Consider the following 23,819-nt stretch of genomic DNA (forward strand, 5'->3'; position numbering starts at 1 on the left):
ATACCCGATTTGACCGCAGGATGGAAGCCTATTTCACGTCCGAGATCCAAAAATTCCTGTCAGATTCATGGCCCTTGTCAGGGGCAGCCCGCGTCGAAAGCGCTTTGAAATGCCAGGAAATCGAAGAGCGTGAACTCGCCGTCCCCGTCCAGGTCGGCCCGGAGTTCTCCGGCGGCGAAGCTGGTCTGGAACGCCAGGAAATCGAACAGCGTGAGCGAGCCGTCCCCGTCGAAGTCGGCGCGACAACTCGAGGCCAGTACCGCGTCAACCGCGGCGGCGACATCCGGAAATGGTCCGATATGCCCGCCAGCACCCTGCGGCCGCCCGGTATCGATCAGCAAGCGCCGCAGATCTTCGGGCGGGATCGGCCCGCCCGTCGTGGCCTTGGCGATGCCCTGGAGCGACGCCGCCACGCCGGCGATGAATGGCGAGGCCGAACTGGTACCGCTGAACAAGTCCGTGTAGCTCTGGTTGCGGTCACCGCCGACGACCGCGAAGTGGCCATAGCCCGCAGTGAACACGTTCTCGCCCCATCCCTGGACGTTGACCCGCGAGCCGAACGTGCTGAAGCCGAGCTTGGCGTGCGCCGTCGTCGAGGTCCCAGCGCCCACGATGATCGCCCCGCTGTCACCACGTGAGCGGTACTCGGCGTAGGCGGCCGAGTCCAGGTTCTGGGTGCCGTTGCCCGCCGCCGCCACGACGACCACCCCGCGATCGACCCCCGCCCGCGTCACCAGCCAGATCGCCGGGTCCAGCTCCGCCGGCGCATAGTCCCCGCCGGGGCCGAACGTCTGCATCTCCAGCAGCACCACGTCGCCGGCGTCCATCGCGGCGATGGCATTGGTGACAGCCGCCACGCGACGGAATGGCTCGCTCACCGACGCCTCGGGGAAGAACCATGCCTCGGCCCCGGGCGCGATGCCGCGTACGCCGTAGGCGTTGTCGCCGCCCACCATCTCGCCCAGCACCGCCGTCCCGTGCTCGTGCCAGCCGAAGGCGATGATGTCCGGATGCGGTTGCTGGCCGGGCTCGGGGATGACGTTGCACAGGTCTTCATGGTCGGGGCGGAACCAGTATTCGCAATCGGCGATGCGCACGCCCGCGCCATCCCCGCCCGGCTCGGCCCAGGCCGCCGCCATGCCCAGGCCCGGGTCCTCGCCCAGGTAATCCTGGAACTGGACCATCTGCGGCGTGGTGGGCAGCGTGTCGGTGCAGGCGTCGGGCCCGCCGGGCGGCTGGGGCCAGAGCTGCTCGTAGTGCACGTACTCGATCAGGTCGCTCGCGTGCAGCGCCCGCGCCATCGCCGCCACGTCGGCATCGTCGGCCTCGTCGGTGCGGACCACCAGGATGGCCCCCAGGTCGGGCTGGGCCCGGCCGCTCCGGGCCGCCGCGTCGGCCAGGAAGTGCTGCAACTGGGCCTCGGTCAGCTCGATCACCGGCTCGAAGCGCACCGGCGCGTCGCCGGCGCTCGCGGCCGCCAGCGTGTCGACGAGCGGGGCCAGATCGACCCCGCGCACGCTCGTGAGCGTGCCATCCCCCATCGCCCGCGCGCCCACGTGGTCGTGGAACTTCACCACCAGCCGGTGCGGGTACGCCGGCCGCTGGGCCAGGTCGGCCTTGGCCAGGGGCTGGCGGGGGGCACGCTGGGGCGCCGCGCTGGCGGTCGCCGCCAGCGCACACGAGAGCAGCAGGACGAGGCAGCGCGATCGGGGCATGGTGGCCTCCTGGGTGTTGGGGGGCGTTTAGGTGGGCCCGATGGGCCGCGGGTGTCGGGCGATGAAGCGGGGATCGCCCCAGGGGCGGCGGCGCCGGCCGATTCCAGGCCGGATCATTCCTACCGTCTGGGTTCCCGTTACGGCCGCCCGCACCGGCCGGTTTCCCCTTCTCGCACCGGTCCGGTCGCCAGGCATGAACCCGACACGCTCCAGCACGCTCGCCCGCATCGCCGGGGCCCTCGACTGGCGCAACGCCACGGGCGTGGTGGACATCCTGCGAGCCCCGCCCGACCAGCCCCGCGGCCTGGACGACCAGGGCCGCCTGCGCTCGGGCCGGCTCAAGGGCCTGAGCATGACCATGGCCATCTGGGTCCTCTCCTGGCCCATCCTGGTCGAGAGCGCCCTGAACGCCCTGGTCGGCCTCACCGACACCGTGCTGGCCAGCCAGATCGGCGTGGGCAGCGAGGACGGCCTGGGCTCGCTGGGCGTCTCGGCCGTCGACGCCGTCGACGCCATCAGCGCCGCAAGCTACATCATGTGGTTCATCGGCCTGACCTTCATGGCCCTGGGCATGGGCGCCACCAGCCTCATCAGCCGTTCAGTGGGCCGGGGCCGCATGGGCGTGGCGGGCGCGGCGATGGCCCAGTGCCTGCTGCTGGGCGTCATCCTGGCCACCGCCGTGGGCGGGCTGGTGGCCGTCAGCACGACCTGGATCCCCGGCTTCATGGACCTCAGCGAGGCCGGCACGAAGGCCTTCCGGTACTACATGCTCGTCATCGCCGCGGGCACGCCGCTGGCCGGGCTGCTCTTCGGCGGCATCGCGTGCCTGCGCGGCGCGGGCGACTCGGTGCGCCCCCTGTGGGCCATGATCGCGCGCAACGTCGTGAACATCCTGGTCAGCTTCGCGCTCAGCGGCATCGACCTGCCCTTCCTGGCCAATCCATTCAGCTTCGACATGGGCATCGTGGGCATCGCCATCGGCACCGTCGCGGGCGACGCCGTGGGCGCGTTGCTCATTCTTGGTTTCTGCTTCGCCGGCGCTTCGGGCGTCAAGCTCCGCGTGCGCCGGCTGCGCCCCCACTGGCACACCATCCGCCGGCTCGTGCGCCTCGGCCTGCCCAACTACTTCGAGACCCTGGGCATGTGGGTGGGCAACTTCGCCATCGTCTTCTTCGTCGCGCACCTGGCCGCCAAGGACGCGATGCAGACCCTCGCCGCCTCGACCCCCGGACAGTCCGCCGGCCTCCTGGGCTCGCACATGTGGGCCATCCGCATCGAGTCCTTAAGCTTCCTGCCCGGCTTCGCCATGGGCATCGCCGCCGCCACGCTCGCGGGCCAGTACCTGGGCGCCGGCAGCCCGCGGCACGCCATCCGCGGCGTGCTCATCTGCGCGGGGCTCGCCTCGCTGCTCATGGGCTCGCTGGGCGTGCTCATGTTCCTCTTCCCCACGCACATCACCAACGCCCTGACGCCCGTGCCCGAGCACCGCGAGGTCGTGCCGACGCTCCTGATGATCTGCGGCGTGGTGCAAATCCCCTTCGCGCTGGCCATCGTCTTCCGCCAGGCATTGCGCGGCGTGGGCGACGTGCGCGTGGTCATGGGCCTGACCTGGTTCACAACGTATGGCGTCCGCCTGCCCGCCGCCTACCTGGCCAGCGGCGTGCGGCTGCCCTTGCCCGATTTCCTCGGCGGCGGCGAGTTGCCCAACCCCCTGGGCGAGCTCATGGGCTGGGAGCCCAGCCTCGCGCGCATGTGGCTTGCGATGTGCGGCGAGCTGGTCATCCGCGGCATCGTCTTCGCCGTGCGCTTCGGGCAAGGCACGTGGACGAAGATCCGGGTGTGAGAATCATCTCACACCCTTTCGCGTCCACGTACATGCTCGAAGATGGGAGCCAAGCGTATTTTCGCGCTCGCGAGTTTCACTAGCGCTCCATGGCCGGCGAGGCGTCTAACTCACTCACATCCCGCGTCGAACGCGTTCTGGTAGCACAGGAAGTCGAACAGCGTCAGGTCGCCGTCCTCGTCGCAATCCGCCGCCAGGTCACCCGCGTCGAAGGCGTTCTGGAAGGCCAGGAAGTCGAAGATCGTCAGGTCACCGTCCTCATCGAAGTCGGCGTAGCAGCTCAGGTCGCCGCCGTAGAACATGATCGGCCGGCGGCCCGGGGCGCCGCTGAACGGACCGTTCCAGCTGCTGCCGCTGTCGAAGGGCTGCCAGAAGTAGGTCATCTGCACGGCGTCGGGGTGGTCGACGGCCACGAAGTCGCGGTAGTCGGCCACCAGGCTCGAGAAGGTGACGAAGTACTGGTCGCCGGCGGTAACGGTGTAGGGCGTGCCGAAGACGTCCCCGCCCCAGCCGGTGGACGTGCTGGAGAAGCTGACCTCGCGGAGGATGGCCCCCGGCTGGCCGCCGTCGTTCTCGCGCAGGCGGATGACCCCGTCGGCGATGGCGCTGGTGTGCCAGAGCATCTGGATCATGTCGAAGTCGTTCTGGGCGGTCCACAGGAACGCCTGCTCGTGCCCGCGCGTGGCCGTCCAGGTGGTTTCGAGCGGGATGGTGTGGTTGACGCCCTCGACGAAGTCCTGGGCGCTGGCGGCGGTGGTCAGGCCGGCGATGGGAACGAGCAGGGCGGGGGCGAGGGCGGCAGCGGTCGTGGTACGCATCATGATCTCTCCTTGCGTGGGGATTCCTCGTGCAACAAGAACCGCTACGGGATGGCCCGTAGCGGCGTTACCTGGGAGAAGGATGATGGCAACAGACAGCGCCGGGCGCAGCCCGCGCACGGCCCCGCTGGCGAAGCGACAAGACAAACCCGGCCCCGCCGGCGAGGCGTCAAGATGAACCCCGCCCGTCTTCGGGCTCAAGCCCGAAGGGCGCGGCCCCGCCGGCAAGGCGTCAAGACTACTCGCAGCCGGCGTCGAACTCGTTCTGGAAGGCGAGGAAGTCGAAGATCGTGAGCTGGCCATCGCCGTCGAAGTCGGCGATGGGGTCGCCCGCGTCGAAGAGGTTCTGGAACTCCAGGAAGTCGAAGATCGTGAGCTGGCCGTCGCCGTCCAGGTCGACCCGGCAGGCGGTCGAGGCTTCGATGAAGTAGGTGGTCAGGATGCTGCTCGAGCCCACGGGCGGGTAGGCCCCGAAGGTGGCGCCCGCGTGCGTGGCCAGGCCGGTGGGCGTCTCTGCGGGCGAGCTGGCCTTCCAGTCGTAGGTGCCCACGGCCGAGGAGGCGACGATCCAGTAGGTCTCGCCGCCCGCGAGGGTGAACGAATCTGCGGGGGTAAAGGTGTAGTCGCCGATGCCGGGGCTGAATGAGGCGGGATTCTCCAGGGTGGTGAGCAGCGTGCCCGGAGCGCCGCCGCCATCGCTGTAGATCTCCACCACCGGGACGACATCGACCGAAGTGATGTCCAGGCGCATGGTCAGGGCGTCGAGCCCCAGGTCGGACCCGCCGGGCATCGTGAAGCCCATGCCCTTGGTGCGTGTGGTCGCGTTGATGCCGGCGGTCTGGGTCCCGTCGTTGCCGGGATGGTTGCTGATGATCACTTCCGCCATGGTCTGGGCGGAAACGGTGAACGCCGCCGCAGCGGCAATGAGAAGAGAAGCAGTCTTCATGTCTTGGCTCCGTTTGTACGCGAACGCAGCCCCCCCAACGAGGCCGCCCGCGGCCATGGTACCACAACATCTCGCAATCACCAAGCGTTTTTTGCCCGGTGGGTGTACACGAATCCCTCAGCGGATTGCCTGGATCCGTCACCCGGACTCGGTTCGCTCGCCTTGCTGCAGGCACGAGAACGCCCGCCCGTGCGGGCGGGGTTCGTGGGCAAAGTCTCGGGGCTCCAAGCCTCGGGCCGAACCAGGCCATGGCGATCGACGGGCTCAGCCGCAGCCAATGGCGAACGCGTTCTGGAATTCGAGGAAGTCGAAGATCGTCAGCCGCCCGTCCCCGTCGAAGTCGGCGGCGAGGTCGCCGCTGGCGAAGAGGTTCTGGAAGCACAGGAAGTCGAAGATGTTCAGCTCGCCGTTGCCGTCGCAGTCGGCCCGGCAGGCGCCGCCGGAGAAGCCGGCGCTCGTGATCTCGATCGAGCGCGTGCCGCGGGCGCGAACCTCGACGCGATCGAGTCCCCCGGCGGCCCCGGGCGCCTGGCTTGGGTCCAGCTCGATGGCGTCGACCATATAGCGGCGGCCGCCGAGTTCGATGTCGAACGGGTCCTCGCACTTCAACACGAGCACCATCTGATCGAACTGGTTGAGTACCCAGCACCAGGTCAACTCGAAGCACGGATTGAACAGGCTGAACGAGGCGCCCGAGCCCAGGATGGGTTCCCCGACCACGCGACCCTCGAGCAACAGTCGGGTGGGCACGCGCGGCACGCCGACGTCGCCAAAGTCGGGTGTCACCTCGATCGTGGGCGGGCCGCCCGGGATGACGGTTTTCGCCATAGTGGCCGACAAACCCTCGCGGAGCAGGCCACCCGTCTGCCACCATGGGAACCAGTCGAGTTCGACCGTCGCGCCGCCGGGCAAATCGTTGACGTCGATGGTGTGTTCGAAGGTCGAGCCGGGCGCCCACGAGGCCGCTTCGTCGGTGATCGCCGCGGCGATCTCCGGCACGGCGGTGCCCTCGGCTTCAAGGATCAGTCCATCGCCGCTCGGAACGCCGATGGTGCCATCGAAGGTCGCGGCGATCCAGTCGCCGATGACGATGGGGCCGACGAAGACGGTACGCAGGGCTTCCATCGGAGAGCAGTCTTCCGTGTCGGATGATGATTCGTCTACGTAGTACCCGAATTGATCCGTGCTCGTCAGCACGCTGCGATACGGGAACCCGCCCTGTGCCTCGAATTCGCCGCACCAGACACGGATCGGATTGGTGGTGTCCGCGTAGATCATGGCAGGTGGGAAGTGGATCTGGCCCATCTCGATGTCACGGACATCGTCGCCGACGATGTCGCCGATGTGGCCCAATCCAAGCAAGCAGTCGCCCACGTCGATCCAGTCGACGCCGCTGGTGAGCAGGTCGAGATGGGCGCCGGCGAACGCGTGGACGTCATCGGGAACGTGCGCCCACAGCTCGACCTCGAAGTTGTCCGACAGGATGGCCTTCCGCTTGATCTTCAGCTCCCATCGGCATGCGTCGTCTGCGCTGGTCGTTGCCGCGCCAGCGAGGATCGCCAGAGCCATGGCTGAAGTAAGAACCGCCTTGTTCGTGTTGCGTCGCATGATGTGCTCCCGCTGCCATGCCTCGGAGCGCGCCGGTGGCCGACGGGCCGTCCGTCATTGAAACGCGTCGAGGACTCTTGCAGGTGGGAGCGGGCAGGACGACCGGCACTCACGATGGTTTCTCCCTGCATCGGCATCAGGATGTCGATGTGTGAGCGCTCCTACGCACGCACGAACTCGAGCGCCGCCCGCACGGCCGCTTCGCTCTGCGCCGCGTCCATCGTGGGTTCGCCCTCCTGGGCGCCCTTCTGGCCGGGCAGCATGGGCACGTGGATGAACCCCGCCCGCTGGCCGGGCCCGGCGCGCAGCAGCGCGTGGAACAGCACGGCGTTGCACAGGAACGCGCCCGCATCGTGGCTCGGCCGCGCCGCCACGCCCGCAGCTTCCATCGCCCCCACCACGCCGTCGACGTCGATCGTCGAGGCCAGCGCGAGCGGCGCACCATCGACGAGCGAACCATCGCAACGCTCGACGCCATCGTTGTCGCCGATTCGGCCGCGCCCGAAGTTCAGCGCGAAGCGCTCGACGGTCACCGACGGACGCTTGCCGCTCTGGCCCAGCATCACGATGACCTCCGGCCGATGCCCCCCCATGAGCGACAGCAGCGCCGGCCAGGCGCCCGACCACGTCACCGGCAAGACGCCCGTTGCCAGTTGAACGCCCGCGGGCGGCTCTTCTTCGAGCGCGCGAACGATCCGCATCGACGGATTCTCGTCGCTGCCGCCGAAGGGTTCGAAGCCGGTCACGAGCATGCGGGTGGCCATGGAGCAATCGTTGGCTCCGCGCCGGGGCAATGATGGCCCCGTGGAGCTTCCCCTCGAAGACTGGCAGGCATACGTGGACACCGGCCCGGCCCACGAGCTGCTGTGCGTCGACCCCGACCCCGGCGTGGTCGAGCTGGCGAGCCTGCGCAAGGACTGGCCCCAGGGCCTGGTCGCCGTGGCGGTCGAGGCGGCGCGGGCCCGCATGCGGGCGATAGACAAGTTCCACCCCGAGCTGGCCGATCGCATCATCGCCGACGAAGAAGGCGTCATGGTCGCCTCCTCGGCCCTGGCCGCGTCGCACAAGGCGGCGCGGTTCGTCCAGGCGGGCGCCGCCACGGCGCTGGACCTGTGCTGCGGCATCGGCGCCGACGCGTACGAACTCGGCCGCGCCGGACTGGCCGTCACGGGCGTCGATCGCAGCCCCGTGCGCGCGTGGATGGCGTGGATGAACGCGCAATGCGAGCGGCTTGTCGCGGACGTTGAGGATCAAGCCGTGCTCGAGCGCGTGCGGGGCGCCTTTGTGCACCTGGACCCCAGCCGACGCACGGGCTCGAAGCGGACCCACGCGTACGAGGACTACCAGCCCGGCCCCGAGACCATCGAGCGCATCATCGACGCCGCCGCGGGCGCGTGCGTGAAGCTGGGGCCCGGCGTCGACTTCTCGCGCCTGCCAACCCCGCCCGGCTCCTTCGTCGAGCTGATCAGCGAGTTCGGCCGCCTCACCCAGGCATTGCTGTGGACCGGCACGCTCGCGGCGCACCAGGGCGTCAAGCCGGGCCATCGCGTCGCGACACGCCTGCCCGGGGGCGAGCGGTTCGCGGCCGAGCCCGGGCCGCTCATTGATCTGGGCGCGTGGTACGACTCGAGCGGTCCGGAGCGCCCGGTGCTCGAACACCTCTACGAGGCTGACCCCGCGCTCGAGCGTGGTTCGCTGCTGGGTGCCTTTGCCGAATCCCACGGCCTGCGGCCCATCCATCCGGCGGTGGGCGTGCTGACGGGCGAGAAGATCATCGATTCGCCGTGGCTGACCCGTTTCGGCGTGCTCGAGGCGATGCCCTGGCGGCGCAAGGCGGTCAAGGCCAGGCTGCGCGAGCTGGGCGCCGGCATCGTGGCGGTCAAGACCCGCGCCAAGCTGGTCGACCCCGATGCGCTGCAGAAGGACCTTCGCGGCACGGGCGACGAGGAATTGACCCTGTTCGTCCTGCGCCTGGGCGACAAGCCCACCGCCATCATCACGCGGCGGGCGACCGATGAACCGTCAGTTGGCCCCTGACGCCTCGGCTGCCGGATGCACCTTCCACGCCGCCCCGCACTCGGGGCACACCACGCATCCATCGGGCTCGATGGGCAGCCCGGCGATCTCGTACTCGCAGCATGCGCACGTGCCCCTGGCGATCAATCCATCGGCCGCCTGCTGCCGGCCGCTGATGAACCACCACAGCATCCAGATCACGAAGCATCCGCCGGCAACGACCAGGCCGAAGAGCCCGGTGAGCGCGAAGGCGAGCGCGATGGCGATGAGCGCCAGCCCCTTGCCCAGGGAGATGTGGTCGCGCAGCCCAAGCGGGGGCGTGTGCAGCGAACCCGCGGCCTCGCGCTTCTCGCCCCGCCCATCGGTGATGGTGGCCGCCTTCATGCCCCTTCGATTCGTGCTCGCGCGAGCGAGGGTTCCGCTCCCAACACCCTCGCACGCCCGGCGGGCCGGCCATCTTCGGTTCGCCACGCCGCATCGCACCGCCCGCACACGCGAACATCATCCTTGCCCGTCTTCGAACGCGCGAGCGGAGCGCCGCATCCCGGGCACGCGCCCCGCTCCAGCCATCGCGCACGTCGCCTGTGGTTCGTCGAGATCGAGAGCACCGCCGCCACGGCCACCATCGCCGCCACCGCGATCACGCCACCGAAGGCCCAGCCCGCCGTCCCGGCGACCTGGGTTTCGCCCCACCGCCAGAGCTTCAGGCTCACCGCGACCATCGCGAAGAACAACAGCCAGCCGAGCAGCCCCGGGCCCGCCGAACCTTCCACCCGCGCCCGCGCGGCCTCATCCATCTCGCGCACGCGTCGACCCCGATCATCGCGCATCAAGGGCCCGAGCACGAACGCGCCCTCGCCGTGCAGCCGTGTCATGGCGTCCCCCGCGGCATGGGGGATCTTTGGCCCGCGGCCCTGGGTCCGCGTTCAGCCGGTCTTCTCGTCCAGCTTCGATGCGCTCCCGCACGCCGCGCCCACGCGAGCATCGGCGGCCACGCGCAAACGGATCGCGCCGCGGGCGCGCAGGTGAAGATCGCCGGTCCCAACCCCGGCGGCCAGCGTTCGTTCATCGTGGCCCGAAGCACAATCCCGGCGTTTCGGGCAGTCCAGTTGGGCCCCTCAGGCGATGGCCAGGGCCGGTCCGTTCTCGGTCTGGTCGATGCTGAGGGACTTCTCGGCCAGCTGGGTGGCGATGGGCGTGGCGACGGCCAGGACAACCCTTCCGTCGTGCTCGAACGTGGTGTCCTGGTCGTTGGGCGTGTCGGGGGCAAGCCCGAGTCCCTCATCGCTGACGACCAGCCGGATCGTCGCCTCCTCGGGCAGGCCGTTCTGATCGATGATGTCCTTGAGGAAGACCTTGGCGTCGTCGGTGACGGTGAGCATGCGATGCCCCTTCCGTGCGGCTTTCGCGGCCGATCGCGTCACGCGCCGGGCGCAGCATCGCGATCGCGCCGCGGTTGGGCGCATCTGCGCTCGAACACTCGCACGAACGCACACACGCGTGGGAATCACAGGCTAGACGGTTCGCACGCCCGTGTCAGCCCCCGGCGTGTGCGGGTTGCGCCTCCGCGTGCGCACGCGCACGGTTCACGCATCCATCTTCCACGCACTCCCGCACTCGGGGCAGATGCGACATCCATCTTCCTCGGGTTCGAGTCCGGCGATGGAATAGCCGCAGGCCGGGCATAAACCCCGGGCCCGGCCGAGCCGGTCGGACTCTCGGATCGCCTTATGCTTCGTCCACGCCGCGCTCACGTAGAAGCAGGGAGCCATGGCGGCGAGCACGAGGGCGTAGCGCAGCCAATGGGGAACCAGGCCGTGCAGCCCGATCAGCACCGCGAACCCCATCGCGGCGGCGATGAAGGCCAGCACGAGCGGCACGCCGCCCCTGCGCACCGCGCGGTCGCGCCATGACTGCACCGTCGACACATCGAACGCGTACGCCTTCCCCCGATCGTCCACGCATCGCGGCCAGAGCCTCAAGATGTCCGCTCGGGCTGCGCGGGCTGGCGGTTCAATCTCGGCATCGTCTATCCTTCGCCTGCCGGTTCACGCATCAGCGCGGGCGGTGCCATCTTCCATCTTCCACGCGCTCCCGCACTCGGGGCAGATGCGGCAGGTGCCTTCTTGGGGTTCGATCTCGGTGATGGAACGGCCGCACACCGGACACACGCCCAGCGCCAGCGCGGCCCGGCGTTGAACACGCATCCAGCGGCGGTTCATCAGCAAGAGCACGGGCCAGAACAGCACGAGCGCCGTGGCGATCACGAGCGCGTCGCCCGCGAGGCCGGCGATCTGGACGCGATCTTCCAGGCCGCTCATCCGCAGCAGGATGACGAAGATCAGGCCAATGCCAAACCCCGTGGTCGACTCGCTCCGCACGCGCCGCGTGATCCTCGCCCGGGCCTTCGCATCGCCCCCGGACATCCGCCCGGCGATTTCCTCGACGTCCACGCGCGTCCGCGCGGCCCGGCCGAGATCATCGCGCGGTGTGACCAGGGGAAAGAGGGCCCCCTCGCCCAGCAGCCGTGTCATGGCATCCCCCGTGGCATCGGGAATCATTGGCGCGCCGGCTTACGCCTCGGCGTCGGTGGTCTTCTCATCCATCTTCCACGCGCTCCCGCACTGCGGGCACACGCGACATCCATCTTCCTCGGGTTCGACGTCGGTGATCGTTGTGCCGCACGCCGGGCAGCGGCCCTGCGCAAGCCAGCCGGTGCGCAGGGCCTCGATCGTGCGTGGGAGCACGAACGGGCGCATGGCCAGGCCAACCACCGCGCCGAACACGGCCGCGATGCCCAGGGATGCCAGATACGGAACGTCGGGCAGCACCAGGAAGAGCACCGGGAAGGCAACGGCGAAGATGATTCCCATGCGCATGCCGTGGCGGCCCGCCTGGCGGTTCATGCCCCGCAGCGCGGCGCTGGCCGTCGCGTCATCCACGCCCGCGCGCCGGGCCTTGCGCTTGGAGGTCAGCCAGCCCGAGGGGGCGATGGCGTTGCGGTCGTCCGGATATCGGGTGCGCAAGAGCATCGGGTCCCCTCCGTTTGCCGGCGATGGCGGCCGCGGGGCCGCCCGCTCGATCATTGGCGCGCGGCGTCGAACAGCGGCGCGGCCTCTTTCCCCTCCCCCGCTCCCAGCGGGGGAGGTGGCCCCGGTCTTCCGGGGTCGGAGGGGGGCGTCCTCCATCGCGTAAGCGTGCGTTCGCGTATCGATGCGTCATAACGCCAACGCCCCCCTCCGCCTCGCGGACTCGGCACCTCCCCCGCCGGGGGCGGGGGAGGGAGTCGGAGCGCCGATGGCCGCGCATCCCATGTTCATTTCTGGCGCGCGCAGCGCACGGCGTGCGTTGCGCGCCCGGGCTCTCGAAGCCCGGTCCCGGGCTTCCGATGCGCGCAGCGCAGGGCGTGCGTTGCGCGCTGTGGGCGTCGAAGATCGATCTTCGGCTCCCCGAGCGCGCAGCGCACGCCGTGCGTTGCGCGCTCAAGGAGCGGAACACCGGACTTTTTTGCCCCACGACCGGTATTTTGCGTCAAGACCCCCCGTCACGATGCCGAAACCCAGGAGAACAGCCCCCCGGATTCGGACCCCGGGGGGCGACGGGAGGCCGCGCGCCATGCCGACGGTGCCGCGCGGGCGGAGGGGGGCCATTGCCTTCTTCGGCTCGCGGATATCCAGGTGGACCCAGCGGGCCGCGGACATCGGCCTGAGCGATCAGGACGCCGCGCTGCTGGCCCAGGCGCTCGACGCCGCACGCGCGGCCGAGGAAGAGAACCGGCGCTGCCAGGCGCGGGCACGCGCGGCGGCCAAAGAAGCGCGCCGGCTCGAGTACGAGTTGCGCCGAAAGGGCGGTCGCCTGATCTCGGTGATCCGCGCGAAGGCCAAGAGCGAACATGATCCGGGCGTCCTCGTGCTGGCGGAGCTTCCCAAAGAAAAAGACCCGCGCCCCACGCCCAGACCGCCGATGCCAACCGGCGTGCGCACAACGGTCGACCACGACGGCGCCGTCGTGATCTCGTGGACGGCAACCCGCCCCCGCCCCCACGCCCGCGCGTTCACCAGGGTGGAGCGCATGCTCGACGGCTCGGGATGGTTCGAGCACATCGGTTCGACCGGCACGAACGAGTTCAGGGACGACACGCTGCCGCAGGGCACGCGCGAGACGGCGTACCGGTTGACGCCGGTGCGCGGGGACCTCGTTGGGGCGTCGGCGGAAGCTGTTGTTGTGCGGTTTGGGACGCGCGCGGCGTGAGGCTCAGTCTTCGGCTTGCGGGAGCGCACGCCGACGATCGGGGATGCAGCCGACGACGAGTGAGAGGACGCCGAAGGCCGCGATCATTCCCGTCAGGAAGCGCCGGCTGCCGCGCGAGCGTTCGAGGCGTTCGCGCACGGACTGGATGACCATGCCTTCCCGCTCGATCTGCTCGTCGAAGTCGGCCGGCTCGCGGAGCGCGCCGCGGCGTTCGAGTTCTTCGAGGATCTCGTACGCGGCGCCGGATGCGGCGCGCCCTTCGAGGGCGACGCTCCGCGCGGGTTCGAAGCCCACGTATCCGCACGCGAAGGCGAGCTGCACGAGTCCGAGGGTGATGAGGAACCTGCGGTGGCCGTTCATGGGGTCGGCTCCCTGGATGTTCTCGAACACGCCGCGATCGGGTCACGGCTCGGTGGGAAAGCTCGCGTCGGCATCGCGCCGGTGTCCGAAGGGGCGAGCGGGGAAGACCGCCAGGACGAGGAAGACCGCACCCAGGATCGCCATGAAGCGGGCCGGGCGGCGATCGCGTGGGGCGAGCTCCTGGATGTCTTCTCGCACCGGCCCGAAGATGGCGCCCACGAGGGCCGCCCCCGCCTCCGGGTCCAGGTCCTTCACCTCGACGCCCTGGGCCTCCAGGCCATCCAGGATCGCTTCGGTGGTCAGCAACGCCCGCTTGCGTTGTTCGGGTTCGGGGATGGGGGCCGAAGCGCCCCACAGGACGCTTGCCAGGGCGAGCTGGAACAGCGCCAGGAGGAGCAGGAAGAGTCGGCGGGGGGTCATGGGGCTCCCTTCGTGCGGCTGCCACCGCCGGCGGCCGAGATGCTATCGCCCGTCGGGGCGAATCGGGCCGCGATCCCCACGCCCGCCCCTTCCGCACCCGCCGCGGCCCGTGCGTTCAAGAAACCTTCCTCCAGCGTCCCAGAACGACGAAAGTCGGTCCCAAACCCGTCCGATACCCACGGCAAGGGCCCCGCCGTGGGGCCGCAAGACGCGACCTGGGCCCACCCGGACAACCGCCGGGGGCCGCACATCGGGATATCCGCCATGACCGCCGAACCGACCATCGACCACCGCCGCATCGCCATCGCCCGGGACCGCCTGGCCACCTGGACGCGCCACCGATCGAAGCTGGACATCGAGCCGGGCGGGCTCGAAGCCCTGGCCGGGGCCATCGAAGAAGCCAGCACGGCCCTGGAAGACCTGGAGCGCGCTCGCACGCGCAAGGCCGCCGGGCGCCGGCGCCTGCGCTCGGCGATGGAAGACCTGCGCGTGGCCGTCGAGGCCCTGGGCCGCGGGATTGCGCGCAAGGCCATCGCCCGGGAAGAGAACATCGCCGCGTGCGACGAGGAACTCGTGTGCACCGGGGCGGACCCGCAGCTCATGGCGCGTCCCTCGCGCGGCGGGCGGGTGGTCCGTCCGGCGATCAGCCATGCGCGCGTGCTTCCCGATGGCCGCGTGCGCCTGGACATGCGCTGCGCCGGGCTCGGGCGCGATCCGGGCGTGCGCGTCATGATCCGCCGCCGCATCGGGCGGCACGGCAGCTACGAGCCCATCGCCATGGCCCGCGGGGCCACCTACATCGACCGCAACCCCAAGCGCGCCGGCCGCTACGCGGCGTACAAGATCGAGGTGGTCTCGGGTCCGATGGCCGGCGCGACAAGCCGACGCGCCCTGGCGGACTTCTTGATCGGCAACCCCACGCGCGGGCACGCGGTGCTGCACCTGGAAGGCGTGGCGACGCGGGTGGGAAGCGTGCGATCCGAAGCGCCCTTGCGCGCGGCGTGAGCGTCAGTCTTGGGGCGGATTGTTCTGGTCGCCCGAGCGCCGGCGTTCGAGCCAGCGATCGGGGAGGAGTGCGAGCAGGAGAAAAAGCCCGGCGAACATAAGGAACAGCAGCGTCGCGAGCCCGACGCGATCCTCGGCCTCGTGCAACCGCGATCGGACGGGCCGAGCGATCGCCTCGAAGGCCGCCGAGCCCCCGCCGCTGTCGAGCGAGGGAACATCGACGCCCGCAGCGCGAAGCGATCCAGCGATCGTCTCGGAAGCCTGATACGTGCGGTACTCGACGCCCTTGATCGCCGTGCCGAGGTGGTCGAGATAGAGCGCGCCCGCCACGAGCATCTGGACGATCGCGAGCAGCAACAGCAGCTTGCAGCGACCGGACATCGGGGCACGGGGCATCTTCTTCACTCCCGCCCGATGGGCGCGTACACGTCCACGATCTCGGTCTTCCCGGCCCTGGCCGAGAGCGCTACCGCCATCATCTCGTCGGCGTCCTCGCCCATCATCTCGGCCATCGTCTCGGCCGAAGCCGCGCCGCGGTCCATCATCGTGGCCAGGTCCACGAGCCACGCGCCATCCTGGTAGACCATGGGGAACGTGCTCGGGTTCGTGCGTCCGCCCAGGCTCACGGTGATCTCGGCCCTGTCAGGCTGGCGGGAGCCCTCGGGCAGCAACGCGACCGACTCGACCATCGCGGCGGCCATGATCTCGGTCTCGATCCAGCCCTCGTCGATGGCGAGTTCGGCGAAGGCCCTGGAGGTGATCGTTCGCAGTGTCTGTGGCTCTACCCGCACGCGCATCGCGAAGACGGCGTATCGGTCGGCGAAGGACAGGGCCGATACCTCGTCGCGCTCGGCGTCCAGGGCCAGGTCGATGTGGCGCTGGACGGCATCGAAGTAGCTCGGGTGCACGTGATCGAGGGCGATCCGCCCGTTGCCAACCGACGCGTTGAGGCGATAGGCGTTGAAGGCCTCCACCGCCGCGAGCTCGGTGCGCGGCTGGAGGGGGGCGGTCTTGACCTCGGGGGCCGGCCCCGGGTTCCTGGGCTCGGGAGCTTCGCCGCAGGCGGGCAGCAGGATCAGGGACGCCAGGGTAGCCAGAACAAGGAAGGCAGGGCTCGGCATCGTGCGTGTGCGCATACAACAGTTGTACGCCCGTGGGAAGCTCTTGGTGCCCGCAGTTCGCACCACCTACGCCCCAAGCTCCCCCGCCCTTTTCGCCGCCGCCAGCACCGCCTCGCGCACGGCGTCCTTCACGCCCCGGGACTCGAGCACGTCCAGCGCGGCGGCCGTCGTGCCGCCCTTGCTCGTCACCGCCGCACGCAGGGCGGCGGGGTCGGCCAGTTCGCCGTTGCACGGCCGGGCCAGCATCTCGGCGGCGCCCTTCAACGTGTGCGCGATGATGGCGCGGGTGGTCTCTTCGTTCAGGCCATGGTCCCCGCCGGCTTCCAGGGCCCCCGCCGCCATCGCCTCGGCGAGCAGGAACGCGTACGCGGGCCCGCTGCCCGCCGCGGCGGTGAAGGCGTCGATGGCCGACTCGGGAAGGTCATAGACGACGCTGGCCGCGGCGAAGAGGCGGCGGGCACGATCGACGTCCTCGCCCGTCGCCTCCGGCCCGGCGCTCATGGCCGTGGCGCCCAGGCCGACGGAGATGGGAAGGTTGGGCATGACGCGGACGATGCGGGCCTTGAGCGTGTCCTTGAGCGTCGCGATCGGCACGCCGGCGAGGATGCTGATGGCGCACCGGTTCTCCAGCATCGCCCCGCCGAGGGACGCTTCGATCTCCCGGGCGACGGTCGCGAGCATCTGGGGCTTGACGCCCAGGAGGACGGTCGCGTCCTCGTAGGGCAACGCGTCGAAGGCGTCGGCGATGGATTCGACCGCGTGGATCGAGGGCGAGAGCGCGCCGATGGCCTTGCGGGTCTGGGCGTCGGGCTCGGCGACCACGCAGGGGCCATCGAGCAGATCGGCCCCGGCCGCGCCCGAAAGAATCGCGCTGGCCATGGACCCGCCGCCGATGACCAGCAGCGGGCAGACCGCGACGTGATTGGTGTCGTTGGGCATGGCACACGGTACGGCCGGCCACTAGAATCGGCCCGCGGATGCTGGAGGATTCATGGCCACGTACTACACCCTGGACTTCGAGCAGCCCCTGCGGGCCCTGGACGAGGAGATCGCCCAGCTCAAGCGCCGCGTCGACGCTCTGACGAGCGAGGACGGCGCCGCCTCGGGGGCACACCCGGCAGAGCTGGCCGAGGCCGAGCACGCCCTGGCGGACAGGCTGGCCCGCCACAGCCAGACCATGGACGAGCTGTACAAGCAGCTGAGCCCCTGGAACACGGTCCGGGTTGCGCGGCACCCAAACCGGCCGCAGGGCCGGGACTACATCGAGGCCATGTGCCGCGACTTCACCGAGCTGTATGGGGACAGGCGCAGCGGCGAGGACCCGGCCATCGTCACCGGCTTCGGCCGCATCGGCGACTTCAAGTGCATGGTCGTGGCGCACCACAAGGGGCGGGACACGCAGGAGAAGCTGCGCTGCCACTTCGGCTGCCCGCACCCCGAGGGCTACCGCAAGGCCCTCATGAAGATGAAGCTGGCCGCCAAGTTCGGCGTGCCCATCGTCACGCTGGTCGATACGCCCGGGGCGTTCCCCGGATTGGAGGCCGAGCAGCGGGGCCAGGCCGAGGCCATCGCGGTGAACCTCAAGGAAATGAGCGCCCTGCCCGTGCCGATCGTGAGCGTGGTCATCGGCGAGGGCGGCTCGGGCGGGGCGCTGGGGATCGCCGTGGGCGACCGCGTGGCCATGCTCCAGCACGCGTGGTACTCGGTCATCAGCCCCGAGGGCTGCGCGGCCATCCTCTGGAAGCAGGCCAACGAGCGCACCAACAGCCAGGCGGCCCGTGCCCTCAAGCTGACCGCCCGGGACAACCTGGAGCTGGGCGTGGTCGACGCCGTCATCGACGAGCCGGCCGGCGGGGCCCACCGGGACAAGGCCCAGGCCGCGCAGAACCTCGAGCGATGGATCATCGCCCAGCTCGAAACGCTGGCGGAAATGAACACCGAGGAACTGCTCGAGGCCCGCTACCAGCGCTACCGCCGCCTGGGCAGCTTCGACGTCGCCGAGCCCGAACCGGTGGCCGCCGGGGCCGAGCCCTCGGGCGGGGACGCCGGGGCGCCCGCCTGAGCCACCGGGCATTCCCTCGTTCGCCCATTTTGACGGCCCATGTCTCCCGCCCTACTGTTGGCGTCCTTCGGCCGGGGGTGGCCGCGTGGCCGACGTCTCGGGCCAACCTCCGGCGCAGCCGGAGCCGCCGTGGCCAAGAAGAAGACCAGCACCGCCAGGACGTCCGGAGCCTCGAAGGCCAAGGGCGGCGCTTCCGCCGCGGGCAAGGGCGCTTCGAAGAAGAAGACCGCCTCGAAGAAGGCCCCCGCGAAGAAGGCCGCCGGCGCGGGCAAGAAGACCGCCGCCAGGACTACCAAGAAAACGGGCGGCGCCGCGTCGAAGAAGGCCGCCACGGGCACGAAGAAGAAGCCCGCGGCGACGCAGAAGAAGGCCCCCGCGGCGAAGACGACCCGGAAGTCCTCCGCGAAGAAGACGACCACCAAGAAGCCCGGCGGGAAGAAGACCTCGGCAAAGAAGCCCGCCGCGGGCAAGACCACCAAGAAGGCGCCCACGAAGAAGAACACCACCAAGAAGGCCGGCTCCAAGAAGGCGCCCGCCAAGACGCCGGCGGCTAAGCAGGCCGAGACCCCCGCGGCCCCGCCCGCGCCGCCACCGCCACCGGCAACGTCGGGCGGCAACACCAGCGGCTCGGACAACAAGCCCGCGCGCCCGAGCCGTCCCAAGCGGCCCAAGCCGCCCGCGGCGGTCATGCCCGAGGGCATCGGCGGCCTGCTCAGCCCGGGCGGCCCGGCGCGCAAGCCCCTGATCGCCTCGTCGGAGCGCGTGGCCGCCGAAGAGGCCGCCCAGGCCGAGAAGTACCCCACCAAGAGCCCGTTCAACAAGCGCGAGCTCGAGAAGTTCCGCCAGGTGCTGCTGCAGAAGCGCAACGAGGTGCTCAGCGAAGTGACCGGGCTGGAGGGCGGCGCGCTGACCAGCGGAGGCTCGGGCAACCTGAGCCACACCCCACAGCACATGGCCGACGCCGGCAGCGACGCGGCCGACCAGACCCTCTCGCTGGACCTGGCCGCCGCCGAGCGCAACCTCATCAAGGAGATCGACGCGGCCCTCAAGCGCATCGCCGACGGCGTGTTCGGCCTGTGCGTGGCCACGGGCAAGCCCATCCGCAAGGAACGGCTCCAGGAACTGCCCTGGGCCCGCTACTCGATCGACGCCGCCCGCCAGCTCGAGGGCAAGCGCTAGCCCGTGGCCAACGCATCCACGACCCAGGCCAAGACCAGGACGCCGCCCGGCCGCCGCGCCTGGGTGCTGCTGCTCGTGGTCGTCGTGCTGGGCACGGCGATCGACCTGGCCAGCAAGACCATCGCCTTCAACACGCTGGCCGATGCGCCCGTGGGCATCGATCGCCGCGCGGTCATCGAGGCCACCGAGTTGCAGGCGCTCCTGCCCAGGCACGAACCGACCGTGCTCGTGCCCCACGTGCTGGAGTTCAAGCTGGTGCTCAACCCCGGCGCCGTCTTCGGCATCGGCGCGGGCAAGCGCGTCTTCTTCATCGTCGCCACGACGCTGGCGATCGCCTTCGCCCTGTGGATGTTCGTGCGCTGGACCGGCCCGCGCGACCGGTGGGCCCACGCGGCCATCGGCCTGGTGATCGCCGGCGGGCTGGGCAACCTCTACGACCGCGTTCGCTTCGCATGCGTGCGAGACTTCCTGCACCCGTTGCCCGGCGTCAACTACCCCTTCGGGATCGAAACGCCGTGGAGCGGCCGGGAGATCTGGCCCTACGTCAGCAACCTGGCCGACCTGTGGCTCATCATCGGCGTGGCGGTGCTCGTGGTGTTCCTGTGGCGCGGGCCGCGGGAAGAACGCCCCTCGGCGAAGGCCGCCTGAAACCAGCGGGCGCCCGCGTCGCGTTTCGACGCGTCCGGCGATGGTTCGACGCATTCCCGATTGCGACAAGGATGCCCGTGCATGGCCCAGCCCCTTGCCAACCCACGCCCGCAGGACGAGCGGCCACGCCTGCTGGTCACGGGCATCGCCGGCTTCCTCGGCGCCTACGTCGCGCAGGTGGCCACCGAACGAGGCTGGCGCGTCGTCGGCATAACGCGGGCGACGCCGACCCCCTTCGAGAGCGTGCAAGCCGACCTGTCGGCCGAGGGCGCTGTTCGGGACGCCGTCGAGCGCATGGCGCCCGATGCGGTCATCCACTGCGCCGCCAATGCGCGCACGGCCGAGTGCGAACGGGATCCGCAGGCGGCGCACCGCGACAACGTGACGGCGACCGTATCGCTGGCCGAGGCCTGCCGCGACGTGCCGATGGTCGTCTGCTCGACGGACCTGGTCTTCGACGGCGAGCGGCCCGGGGGCATGTACGCCGAGGGAGACGAAACCGGGCCCCTCAACGCCTACGCGCGCAGCAAGCTCGAGATGGAGCACGCACTCCGCGAGGCCGGCTCGCACGCGGTGATCGCACGCCTGCCGCTGCTCTTTGGCCCGCCCGCCACCAGCGATGGCAAGGGCTGCTTCCTGTCGGCCTGGACCGAGCACCTGCGGTCAGGCCGCGAGTTGGTGCTCTTTACCGATGAATGGCGAACGCCACTGAGCGCCCGCGATGCGGCCCTCGGCCTGCTGGCGTGCCTGGATCGCGGGGCGCCGGGCCAGATCTACCACGTCGCCGGCGACGAGCGCGTCGATCGGTACGACCTGGGCCTCCGCTTTGCCGCGCATGCCGCGGGGCCGTTGGGCTTCGACGCCTTGCTCATGAAGCCCGGCGTCCAGGCCGACGTGCCGATGCCGGCGCCGCGCGCAAGGGACGTCTCGCTCGCGATCGCACGCGCGCGAAACGACCTGGGCTTCCAACCCAGGCCGCTCGACGAAGAACTCGGATGGACCGCCGGCGTGATGGCCGGCCAATATGCCTAGCAGCCGACGCTGAATGCGTTCTGGAATGCCAGGAAGTCGAAGATCGTCAGCGAGCCGTCGCCATCAAAGTCGGCCTCCGGGCTGCCGGCATCGAAGAGGTTCTGGAACGCCAGGAAGTCAAAGAGCGTCAGCGAGCAATCGCCGTCGATGTCCGGCAGGCAGGTATTGCGCAGCTCCACGCTGTTGCCGGTGTAGAACAGCCGCCATTTCTGGTTGCCGCCCGCAAGCGGCGGCACGAGGGTGTCGAACTCGCCGGTGACCGACGATCCCTCGATGATCGTGAAGTTCTCGCACACGTCGGGCGTGAAGCCGTCGACCAGCGATGCTTCCAGCGTGCCGTCGACGGTGATGGCCGCGTTGCCATCAATGCGGTCGAATTCGTCGGCGTCGCGACCGCCGAGTTGGATCTCGACGATGGTGGAGTCCTCCATTGCCAGCTCGACGGAAGCGTCGATGATGCCGGTTTCGCCAAAGGCCGTGCCGGCCTTGCCCGGGGCGATGCGTCCCTGCACGACCATGGTGCCATTCGTCCGGCCGTTTCCGGTCAGCGAGAGGTCCGGGCCAAGGACCACGGTGAGCCCGCCGACGAGATGGATGAACTGAGCCCGGGCGGCGGTGCCGGTGGTCAGCGAGTCATTGAGGAAGATCTCGCCAGTACCATCAATGGTCATGTCGGTGGCCGCGAGCATCCGCGTGCCGCTGGAGCCGCCATCCCGGTTGATGATGATCGTTCCGTCGAGCGTCATGTCGCCACGGAGATTGAGATCGCGTCCGTTCTCGATCTCGACTTCGCCCTGGATACGGTCGACGTTGTCGAACGTGCCGCTACCGGTTGCGATCTCGAACGTGCCCGTCCGAGCATCGATCTGCCCGCCGGCGATGGTGCTGCGCAGGGTCACGGTGCCGCCGTCGGCGACGATCTGGCCGGTGGGCCCCTGGTTCGTGACGGTTTCGAGCAGCAACTCGCCCCCGCCGGTGGCTTCGAAGCGGTTGTTGTTGGTCTTGGCCGAGCCGAGCAGACGCAGGTCACGGCCCTCGGCGTCGGCTCTGATGACCCCGTTGTTCACCAGCGAACTATTAACCTGCCCCGACCCGCGAATCAGCACCGTGTCGGCCAGCGTCGTCGTCAGCCCGCCGACGAGGTCAATGAATTGGGCCCGGCCGATGCCGGTCGTCGAGGTGTCGTTGAGCACGATGGTCGCGTCGCCGTCGATGGCGCCATCGGTGGCCATCAGCAGACGGCTGGCACTCGTCGAGCCATCCCGGTTGATGGTGATCGTGCCGTCAAGGGTAAGCCCACCGCGGACTTGTAAGTCACGACCATTCTCGATCTCCACGTCGCCGGTCACCAGGTCGACGTTATCCAGCGTGCCGCTGCCGACGGCTACCTCGAACAGGCCGCCGCGGCTGTCGATACGCCCGCCCGTGATCGTGCTGTTGAGGCGAGCCGTGCCATCGGTGACGAGGATCAGGCCGCCGGAGCCCTGCATCATCGTCGTGCCAAACCGTAGGATACCGTTGTTGTCGACTTCGATGGTGCCGTTATTCGTCTTGCCGCTGCCGATGATGTTGAGCAGGAGCCCGTCGACGTCGGCGCGGATGGTGCCGTTGTTGATGAGGTTGGCATTGATCTGGCCAGAGCCCCGCATGAGCACGGTGCTGGCCAGCGTGGTCTCCAGCCCGCCCACCAGGTCGATGACCTGGGCCCGTCCGGCCGCGGTCGTCGAGGAATCGTTCAGCACGATCTCGGCATCGCCGTCGATTGTTCCGCTCGTGGAGAACAGCAGCCGGCTGCCACTGGTGGAGCCCTCGCGGTTGATGAGGATGGTTCCGTCGAGCGTCAAGCCATCGCGGACTTGCAGGTCGCGGCCATTCTCGATCTCGACGTCGCCCTGCACGCGGTCGACGCTATTGAGGACGCCGCTCCCGCCGGCGACCTCGAACAGTCCGTTGCGGCTGTCGATCTCGCCGCCCTCGATGGTGCTGACCAGCGTGACAACACCCCCGTCAGATACGACGGTGCCGGTTGGTCCCTGGACGACGGGGATCGCGATGCGCATGACGCCACCGTCGGTGGCTTCGAAGCGACCGTTGTTGGTCTTGGAGCCGCTCTGGATGTTCAACCGCCGCCCGGCGGCGTCGGCGCGGATCACGCCATTGTTGATCAGGTTCGAGGAGACCAGACCCGAGCCGCGCACCGTCAGGTCGGGGCCGATGGTGGTGAGGCGGCCGCCGATGAGATCGATCATCTGCGCCCGGCCGATGGCCGTCGTTGAAGTGTCGTTCAGCACGATCTCGCCGGTGCCGACGAGCATGCCCATCGGGTCGTTCATGATGAATCGGGCGGCCGAGGTGCTGCCCTGGTCGTTAATGACCAGCATCCCGTCGATGGTGGCCATCGGACCGGTGATAGTCAGGTCTCGACCGGTGCCCAGGCCGACGAAGGCGTTGGGGTTGATGATCGAGAGGCCCGCAAGATTGGGCGACACGCTGCGGATGAGCACGTCGTAGGTTCCCGGCAGAGCAATGATGGCCGCCTCGGGCGGCGCACTGGGAACCTCGACCGGATTCCAGTTGAAGTCATCGCCCCACAGTCCGCCCGCAGCGTTGTCCCACATGATGTCCTGGGCGCTCGCGGTGCAGACCGTTCCGGCCACGGCGCACAGCATCGCCGCCGTTGTCAGCGCATTCTTCATCGGATCTCTCCCGTCTGGTGTCTCTCAGGCTCTCTCGTCTACGCCACCGGGTCCGATGGCAATGCCGGCCCATCGCCCCGGGTAGGACATCATTAGAAC

25 protein-coding genes are annotated in these 23,819 nt (G+C 69.6%); 8 read left to right on the plus strand and 17 right to left on the minus strand.

The genetic code is table 11. The features are described 5' to 3' along the window. Nucleotides 1-77 precede the first annotated feature (77 nt). Entirely contained in the window at nt 78-1,715 is a 1,638-nt protein-coding gene (locus tag RIE32_13655; GenBank protein ID MEQ9097296.1) for a S8 family serine peptidase, read from the minus strand. Nucleotides 1,716-1,908: 193 nt separating this feature from the next. On the opposite strand from RIE32_13655, the gene RIE32_13660 reads away from it, so the two are divergent. After that, entirely contained in the window at nt 1,909-3,558 is a 1,650-nt protein-coding gene (locus RIE32_13660; GenBank protein MEQ9097297.1) for an MATE family efflux transporter, read from the plus strand. Between the two features lie 110 nt (nt 3,559-3,668). On the opposite strand, the gene RIE32_13665 is transcribed toward RIE32_13660, so the two are convergent. The 4 genes from RIE32_13665 to RIE32_13680 form a co-directional block, all read right to left on the minus strand. Next, nucleotides 3,669-4,379, minus strand: coding sequence for a GC-type dockerin domain-anchored protein (locus RIE32_13665; protein ID MEQ9097298.1), 711 nt, complete (start codon nt 4,377-4,379; stop codon nt 3,669-3,671). 235 nt (nt 4,380-4,614) lie between these two features. Next, entirely contained in the window at nt 4,615-5,322 is a 708-nt protein-coding gene (locus RIE32_13670) for a choice-of-anchor R domain-containing protein (protein MEQ9097299.1), read from the minus strand. 264 nt (nt 5,323-5,586) lie between these two features. Continuing rightward, nucleotides 5,587-6,930 carry a GC-type dockerin domain-anchored protein gene (locus tag RIE32_13675; GenBank protein ID MEQ9097300.1) on the minus strand — a complete coding sequence of 448 codons (1,344 nt, stop codon included), beginning with the start codon at nt 6,928-6,930 and terminating at the stop codon, nt 5,587-5,589. 161 nt (nt 6,931-7,091) lie between these two features. After that, the gene (locus RIE32_13680) at nt 7,092-7,694 is read right to left on the minus strand and encodes a pyroglutamyl-peptidase I (GenBank protein ID MEQ9097301.1); all 603 of its coding nucleotides are present in this window, start codon (nt 7,692-7,694) and stop codon (nt 7,092-7,094) included. A gap of 40 nt (nt 7,695-7,734) precedes the next feature. Between RIE32_13680 and RIE32_13685 the strand changes: the two genes are divergently transcribed. Beyond that, nucleotides 7,735-8,967, plus strand: coding sequence for a class I SAM-dependent methyltransferase (locus tag RIE32_13685; GenBank protein MEQ9097302.1), 1,233 nt, complete (start codon nt 7,735-7,737; stop codon nt 8,965-8,967). Here RIE32_13685 and RIE32_13690 read toward each other — a convergent pair. The 6 genes from RIE32_13690 to RIE32_13715 all read right to left on the minus strand — a co-directional run bounded on the left by RIE32_13690 (nt 8,953) and on the right by RIE32_13715 (nt 11,978). Beyond that, nucleotides 8,953-9,330, minus strand: a complete 378-nt coding sequence (locus tag RIE32_13690; GenBank protein ID MEQ9097303.1) for a hypothetical protein — start codon at nt 9,328-9,330, stop codon at nt 8,953-8,955. The genes RIE32_13685 and RIE32_13690 overlap by 15 nt on opposite strands. Next, complete coding sequence (locus RIE32_13695; GenBank protein MEQ9097304.1) at nt 9,327-9,821, minus strand: hypothetical protein; 495 nt, start codon at nt 9,819-9,821, stop codon at nt 9,327-9,329. Before RIE32_13695 ends, RIE32_13690 begins: the two co-directional genes overlap by 4 nt. Before the next feature lie 243 nt (nt 9,822-10,064). Further along, nucleotides 10,065-10,328: a hypothetical protein gene (locus tag RIE32_13700; protein MEQ9097305.1), complete on the minus strand. Its 264-nt coding sequence runs from the start codon at nt 10,326-10,328 to the stop codon at nt 10,065-10,067. 204 nt (nt 10,329-10,532) lie between these two features. After that, on the minus strand, nt 10,533-10,907 hold the full coding sequence (locus RIE32_13705; protein MEQ9097306.1) for a hypothetical protein: 375 nt from the start codon (nt 10,905-10,907) through the stop codon (nt 10,533-10,535). Between the two features lie 87 nt (nt 10,908-10,994). Then, on the minus strand, nt 10,995-11,480 hold the full coding sequence (locus RIE32_13710) for a hypothetical protein (protein ID MEQ9097307.1): 486 nt from the start codon (nt 11,478-11,480) through the stop codon (nt 10,995-10,997). A 39-nt stretch (nt 11,481-11,519) separates the two neighbouring features. Then, nucleotides 11,520-11,978, minus strand: a complete 459-nt coding sequence (locus RIE32_13715) for a hypothetical protein (GenBank protein ID MEQ9097308.1) — start codon at nt 11,976-11,978, stop codon at nt 11,520-11,522. Nucleotides 11,979-12,561: 583 nt separating this feature from the next. On the opposite strand from RIE32_13715, the gene RIE32_13720 reads away from it, so the two are divergent. Next, nucleotides 12,562-13,197 carry a hypothetical protein gene (locus tag RIE32_13720; protein MEQ9097309.1) on the plus strand — a complete coding sequence of 212 codons (636 nt, stop codon included), beginning with the start codon at nt 12,562-12,564 and terminating at the stop codon, nt 13,195-13,197. Between the two features lie 3 nt (nt 13,198-13,200). Here the strand turns inward: RIE32_13720 and RIE32_13725 are convergent, their stop codons facing one another. Continuing rightward, nucleotides 13,201-13,557: a hypothetical protein gene (locus RIE32_13725; GenBank protein ID MEQ9097310.1), complete on the minus strand. Its 357-nt coding sequence runs from the start codon at nt 13,555-13,557 to the stop codon at nt 13,201-13,203. Between the two features lie 42 nt (nt 13,558-13,599). Next, nucleotides 13,600-13,977 (minus strand): hypothetical protein, encoded by a 378-nt coding sequence (locus RIE32_13730; protein MEQ9097311.1) that lies wholly within the window; start codon nt 13,975-13,977, stop codon nt 13,600-13,602. 264 nt (nt 13,978-14,241) lie between these two features. On the opposite strand from RIE32_13730, the gene RIE32_13735 reads away from it, so the two are divergent. Beyond that, nucleotides 14,242-14,982: a hypothetical protein gene (locus RIE32_13735; GenBank protein MEQ9097312.1), complete on the plus strand. Its 741-nt coding sequence runs from the start codon at nt 14,242-14,244 to the stop codon at nt 14,980-14,982. 3 nt (nt 14,983-14,985) lie between these two features. On the opposite strand, the gene RIE32_13740 is transcribed toward RIE32_13735, so the two are convergent. From RIE32_13740 to proC, 3 genes are read right to left on the minus strand one after another with little or no spacing between them, the layout of a single operon-like run. After that, entirely contained in the window at nt 14,986-15,378 is a 393-nt protein-coding gene (locus RIE32_13740) for a hypothetical protein (protein ID MEQ9097313.1), read from the minus strand. A 5-nt stretch (nt 15,379-15,383) separates the two neighbouring features. Continuing rightward, nucleotides 15,384-16,118, minus strand: coding sequence for a hypothetical protein (locus RIE32_13745; GenBank protein MEQ9097314.1), 735 nt, complete (start codon nt 16,116-16,118; stop codon nt 15,384-15,386). A 51-nt stretch (nt 16,119-16,169) separates the two neighbouring features. Continuing rightward, nucleotides 16,170-17,042 carry a pyrroline-5-carboxylate reductase gene (proC, locus tag RIE32_13750; protein ID MEQ9097315.1) on the minus strand — a complete coding sequence of 291 codons (873 nt, stop codon included), beginning with the start codon at nt 17,040-17,042 and terminating at the stop codon, nt 16,170-16,172. A 52-nt stretch (nt 17,043-17,094) separates the two neighbouring features. Between proC and RIE32_13755 the strand changes: the two genes are divergently transcribed. The 4 genes from RIE32_13755 (at nt 17,095) to RIE32_13770 (ending at nt 21,024) form a co-directional block, all read left to right on the plus strand. Beyond that, nucleotides 17,095-18,165 (plus strand): acetyl-CoA carboxylase carboxyltransferase subunit alpha, encoded by a 1,071-nt coding sequence (locus RIE32_13755; GenBank protein ID MEQ9097316.1) that lies wholly within the window; start codon nt 17,095-17,097, stop codon nt 18,163-18,165. A gap of 129 nt (nt 18,166-18,294) precedes the next feature. Beyond that, nucleotides 18,295-19,344 (plus strand): hypothetical protein, encoded by a 1,050-nt coding sequence (locus RIE32_13760; GenBank protein ID MEQ9097317.1) that lies wholly within the window; start codon nt 18,295-18,297, stop codon nt 19,342-19,344. Nucleotides 19,345-19,347: 3 nt separating this feature from the next. Beyond that, nucleotides 19,348-19,992, plus strand: a complete 645-nt coding sequence (locus tag RIE32_13765) for a signal peptidase II (GenBank protein ID MEQ9097318.1) — start codon at nt 19,348-19,350, stop codon at nt 19,990-19,992. Between the two features lie 81 nt (nt 19,993-20,073). Then, nucleotides 20,074-21,024 carry an SDR family oxidoreductase gene (locus RIE32_13770; protein MEQ9097319.1) on the plus strand — a complete coding sequence of 317 codons (951 nt, stop codon included), beginning with the start codon at nt 20,074-20,076 and terminating at the stop codon, nt 21,022-21,024. Here RIE32_13770 and RIE32_13775 read toward each other — a convergent pair. After that, nucleotides 21,021-23,720 (minus strand): GC-type dockerin domain-anchored protein, encoded by a 2,700-nt coding sequence (locus tag RIE32_13775; GenBank protein ID MEQ9097320.1) that lies wholly within the window; start codon nt 23,718-23,720, stop codon nt 21,021-21,023. The two genes, RIE32_13770 and RIE32_13775, sit on opposite strands and share 4 nt — an antisense overlap. Nucleotides 23,721-23,819: the final 99 nt, after the last annotated feature.

Source organism: Phycisphaerales bacterium, from assembly GCA_040221175.1.
Classification (GTDB): domain Bacteria; phylum Planctomycetota; class Phycisphaerae; order Phycisphaerales; family UBA1924; genus JAHCJI01.

Bases quoted from the DNA above. Each gene is read 5' to 3' on its own strand.
- RIE32_13655 (MEQ9097296.1), bottom strand. From the start codon at position 1,715: ATGCCCCGATCGCGCTGCCTCGTCCTGCTGCTCTCGTGTGCGCTGGCG.
- RIE32_13660 (MEQ9097297.1), top strand. From the start codon at position 1,909: ATGAACCCGACACGCTCCAGCACGCTCGCCCGCATCGCCGGGGCCCTC.
- RIE32_13665 (MEQ9097298.1), bottom strand. From the start codon at position 4,379: ATGATGCGTACCACGACCGCTGCCGCCCTCGCCCCCGCCCTGCTCGTT.
- RIE32_13670 (MEQ9097299.1), bottom strand. From the start codon at position 5,322: ATGAAGACTGCTTCTCTTCTCATTGCCGCTGCGGCGGCGTTCACCGTT.
- RIE32_13675 (MEQ9097300.1), bottom strand. From the start codon at position 6,930: ATGCGACGCAACACGAACAAGGCGGTTCTTACTTCAGCCATGGCTCTG.
- RIE32_13680 (MEQ9097301.1), bottom strand. From the start codon at position 7,694: ATGGCCACCCGCATGCTCGTGACCGGCTTCGAACCCTTCGGCGGCAGC.
- RIE32_13690 (MEQ9097303.1), bottom strand. From the start codon at position 9,330: ATGAAGGCGGCCACCATCACCGATGGGCGGGGCGAGAAGCGCGAGGCC.
- RIE32_13695 (MEQ9097304.1), bottom strand. From the start codon at position 9,821: ATGACACGGCTGCACGGCGAGGGCGCGTTCGTGCTCGGGCCCTTGATG.
- RIE32_13700 (MEQ9097305.1), bottom strand. From the start codon at position 10,328: ATGCTCACCGTCACCGACGACGCCAAGGTCTTCCTCAAGGACATCATC.
- RIE32_13710 (MEQ9097307.1), bottom strand. From the start codon at position 11,480: ATGACACGGCTGCTGGGCGAGGGGGCCCTCTTTCCCCTGGTCACACCG.
- RIE32_13715 (MEQ9097308.1), bottom strand. From the start codon at position 11,978: ATGCTCTTGCGCACCCGATATCCGGACGACCGCAACGCCATCGCCCCC.
- RIE32_13720 (MEQ9097309.1), top strand. From the start codon at position 12,562: ATGCCGACGGTGCCGCGCGGGCGGAGGGGGGCCATTGCCTTCTTCGGC.
- RIE32_13725 (MEQ9097310.1), bottom strand. From the start codon at position 13,557: ATGAACGGCCACCGCAGGTTCCTCATCACCCTCGGACTCGTGCAGCTC.
- RIE32_13730 (MEQ9097311.1), bottom strand. From the start codon at position 13,977: ATGACCCCCCGCCGACTCTTCCTGCTCCTCCTGGCGCTGTTCCAGCTC.
- RIE32_13735 (MEQ9097312.1), top strand. From the start codon at position 14,242: ATGACCGCCGAACCGACCATCGACCACCGCCGCATCGCCATCGCCCGG.
- RIE32_13740 (MEQ9097313.1), bottom strand. From the start codon at position 15,378: ATGCCCCGTGCCCCGATGTCCGGTCGCTGCAAGCTGCTGTTGCTGCTC.
- RIE32_13745 (MEQ9097314.1), bottom strand. From the start codon at position 16,118: ATGCGCACACGCACGATGCCGAGCCCTGCCTTCCTTGTTCTGGCTACC.
- proC (MEQ9097315.1), bottom strand. From the start codon at position 17,042: ATGCCCAACGACACCAATCACGTCGCGGTCTGCCCGCTGCTGGTCATC.
- RIE32_13755 (MEQ9097316.1), top strand. From the start codon at position 17,095: ATGGCCACGTACTACACCCTGGACTTCGAGCAGCCCCTGCGGGCCCTG.
- RIE32_13770 (MEQ9097319.1), top strand. From the start codon at position 20,074: ATGGCCCAGCCCCTTGCCAACCCACGCCCGCAGGACGAGCGGCCACGC.
- RIE32_13775 (MEQ9097320.1), bottom strand. From the start codon at position 23,720: ATGAAGAATGCGCTGACAACGGCGGCGATGCTGTGCGCCGTGGCCGGA.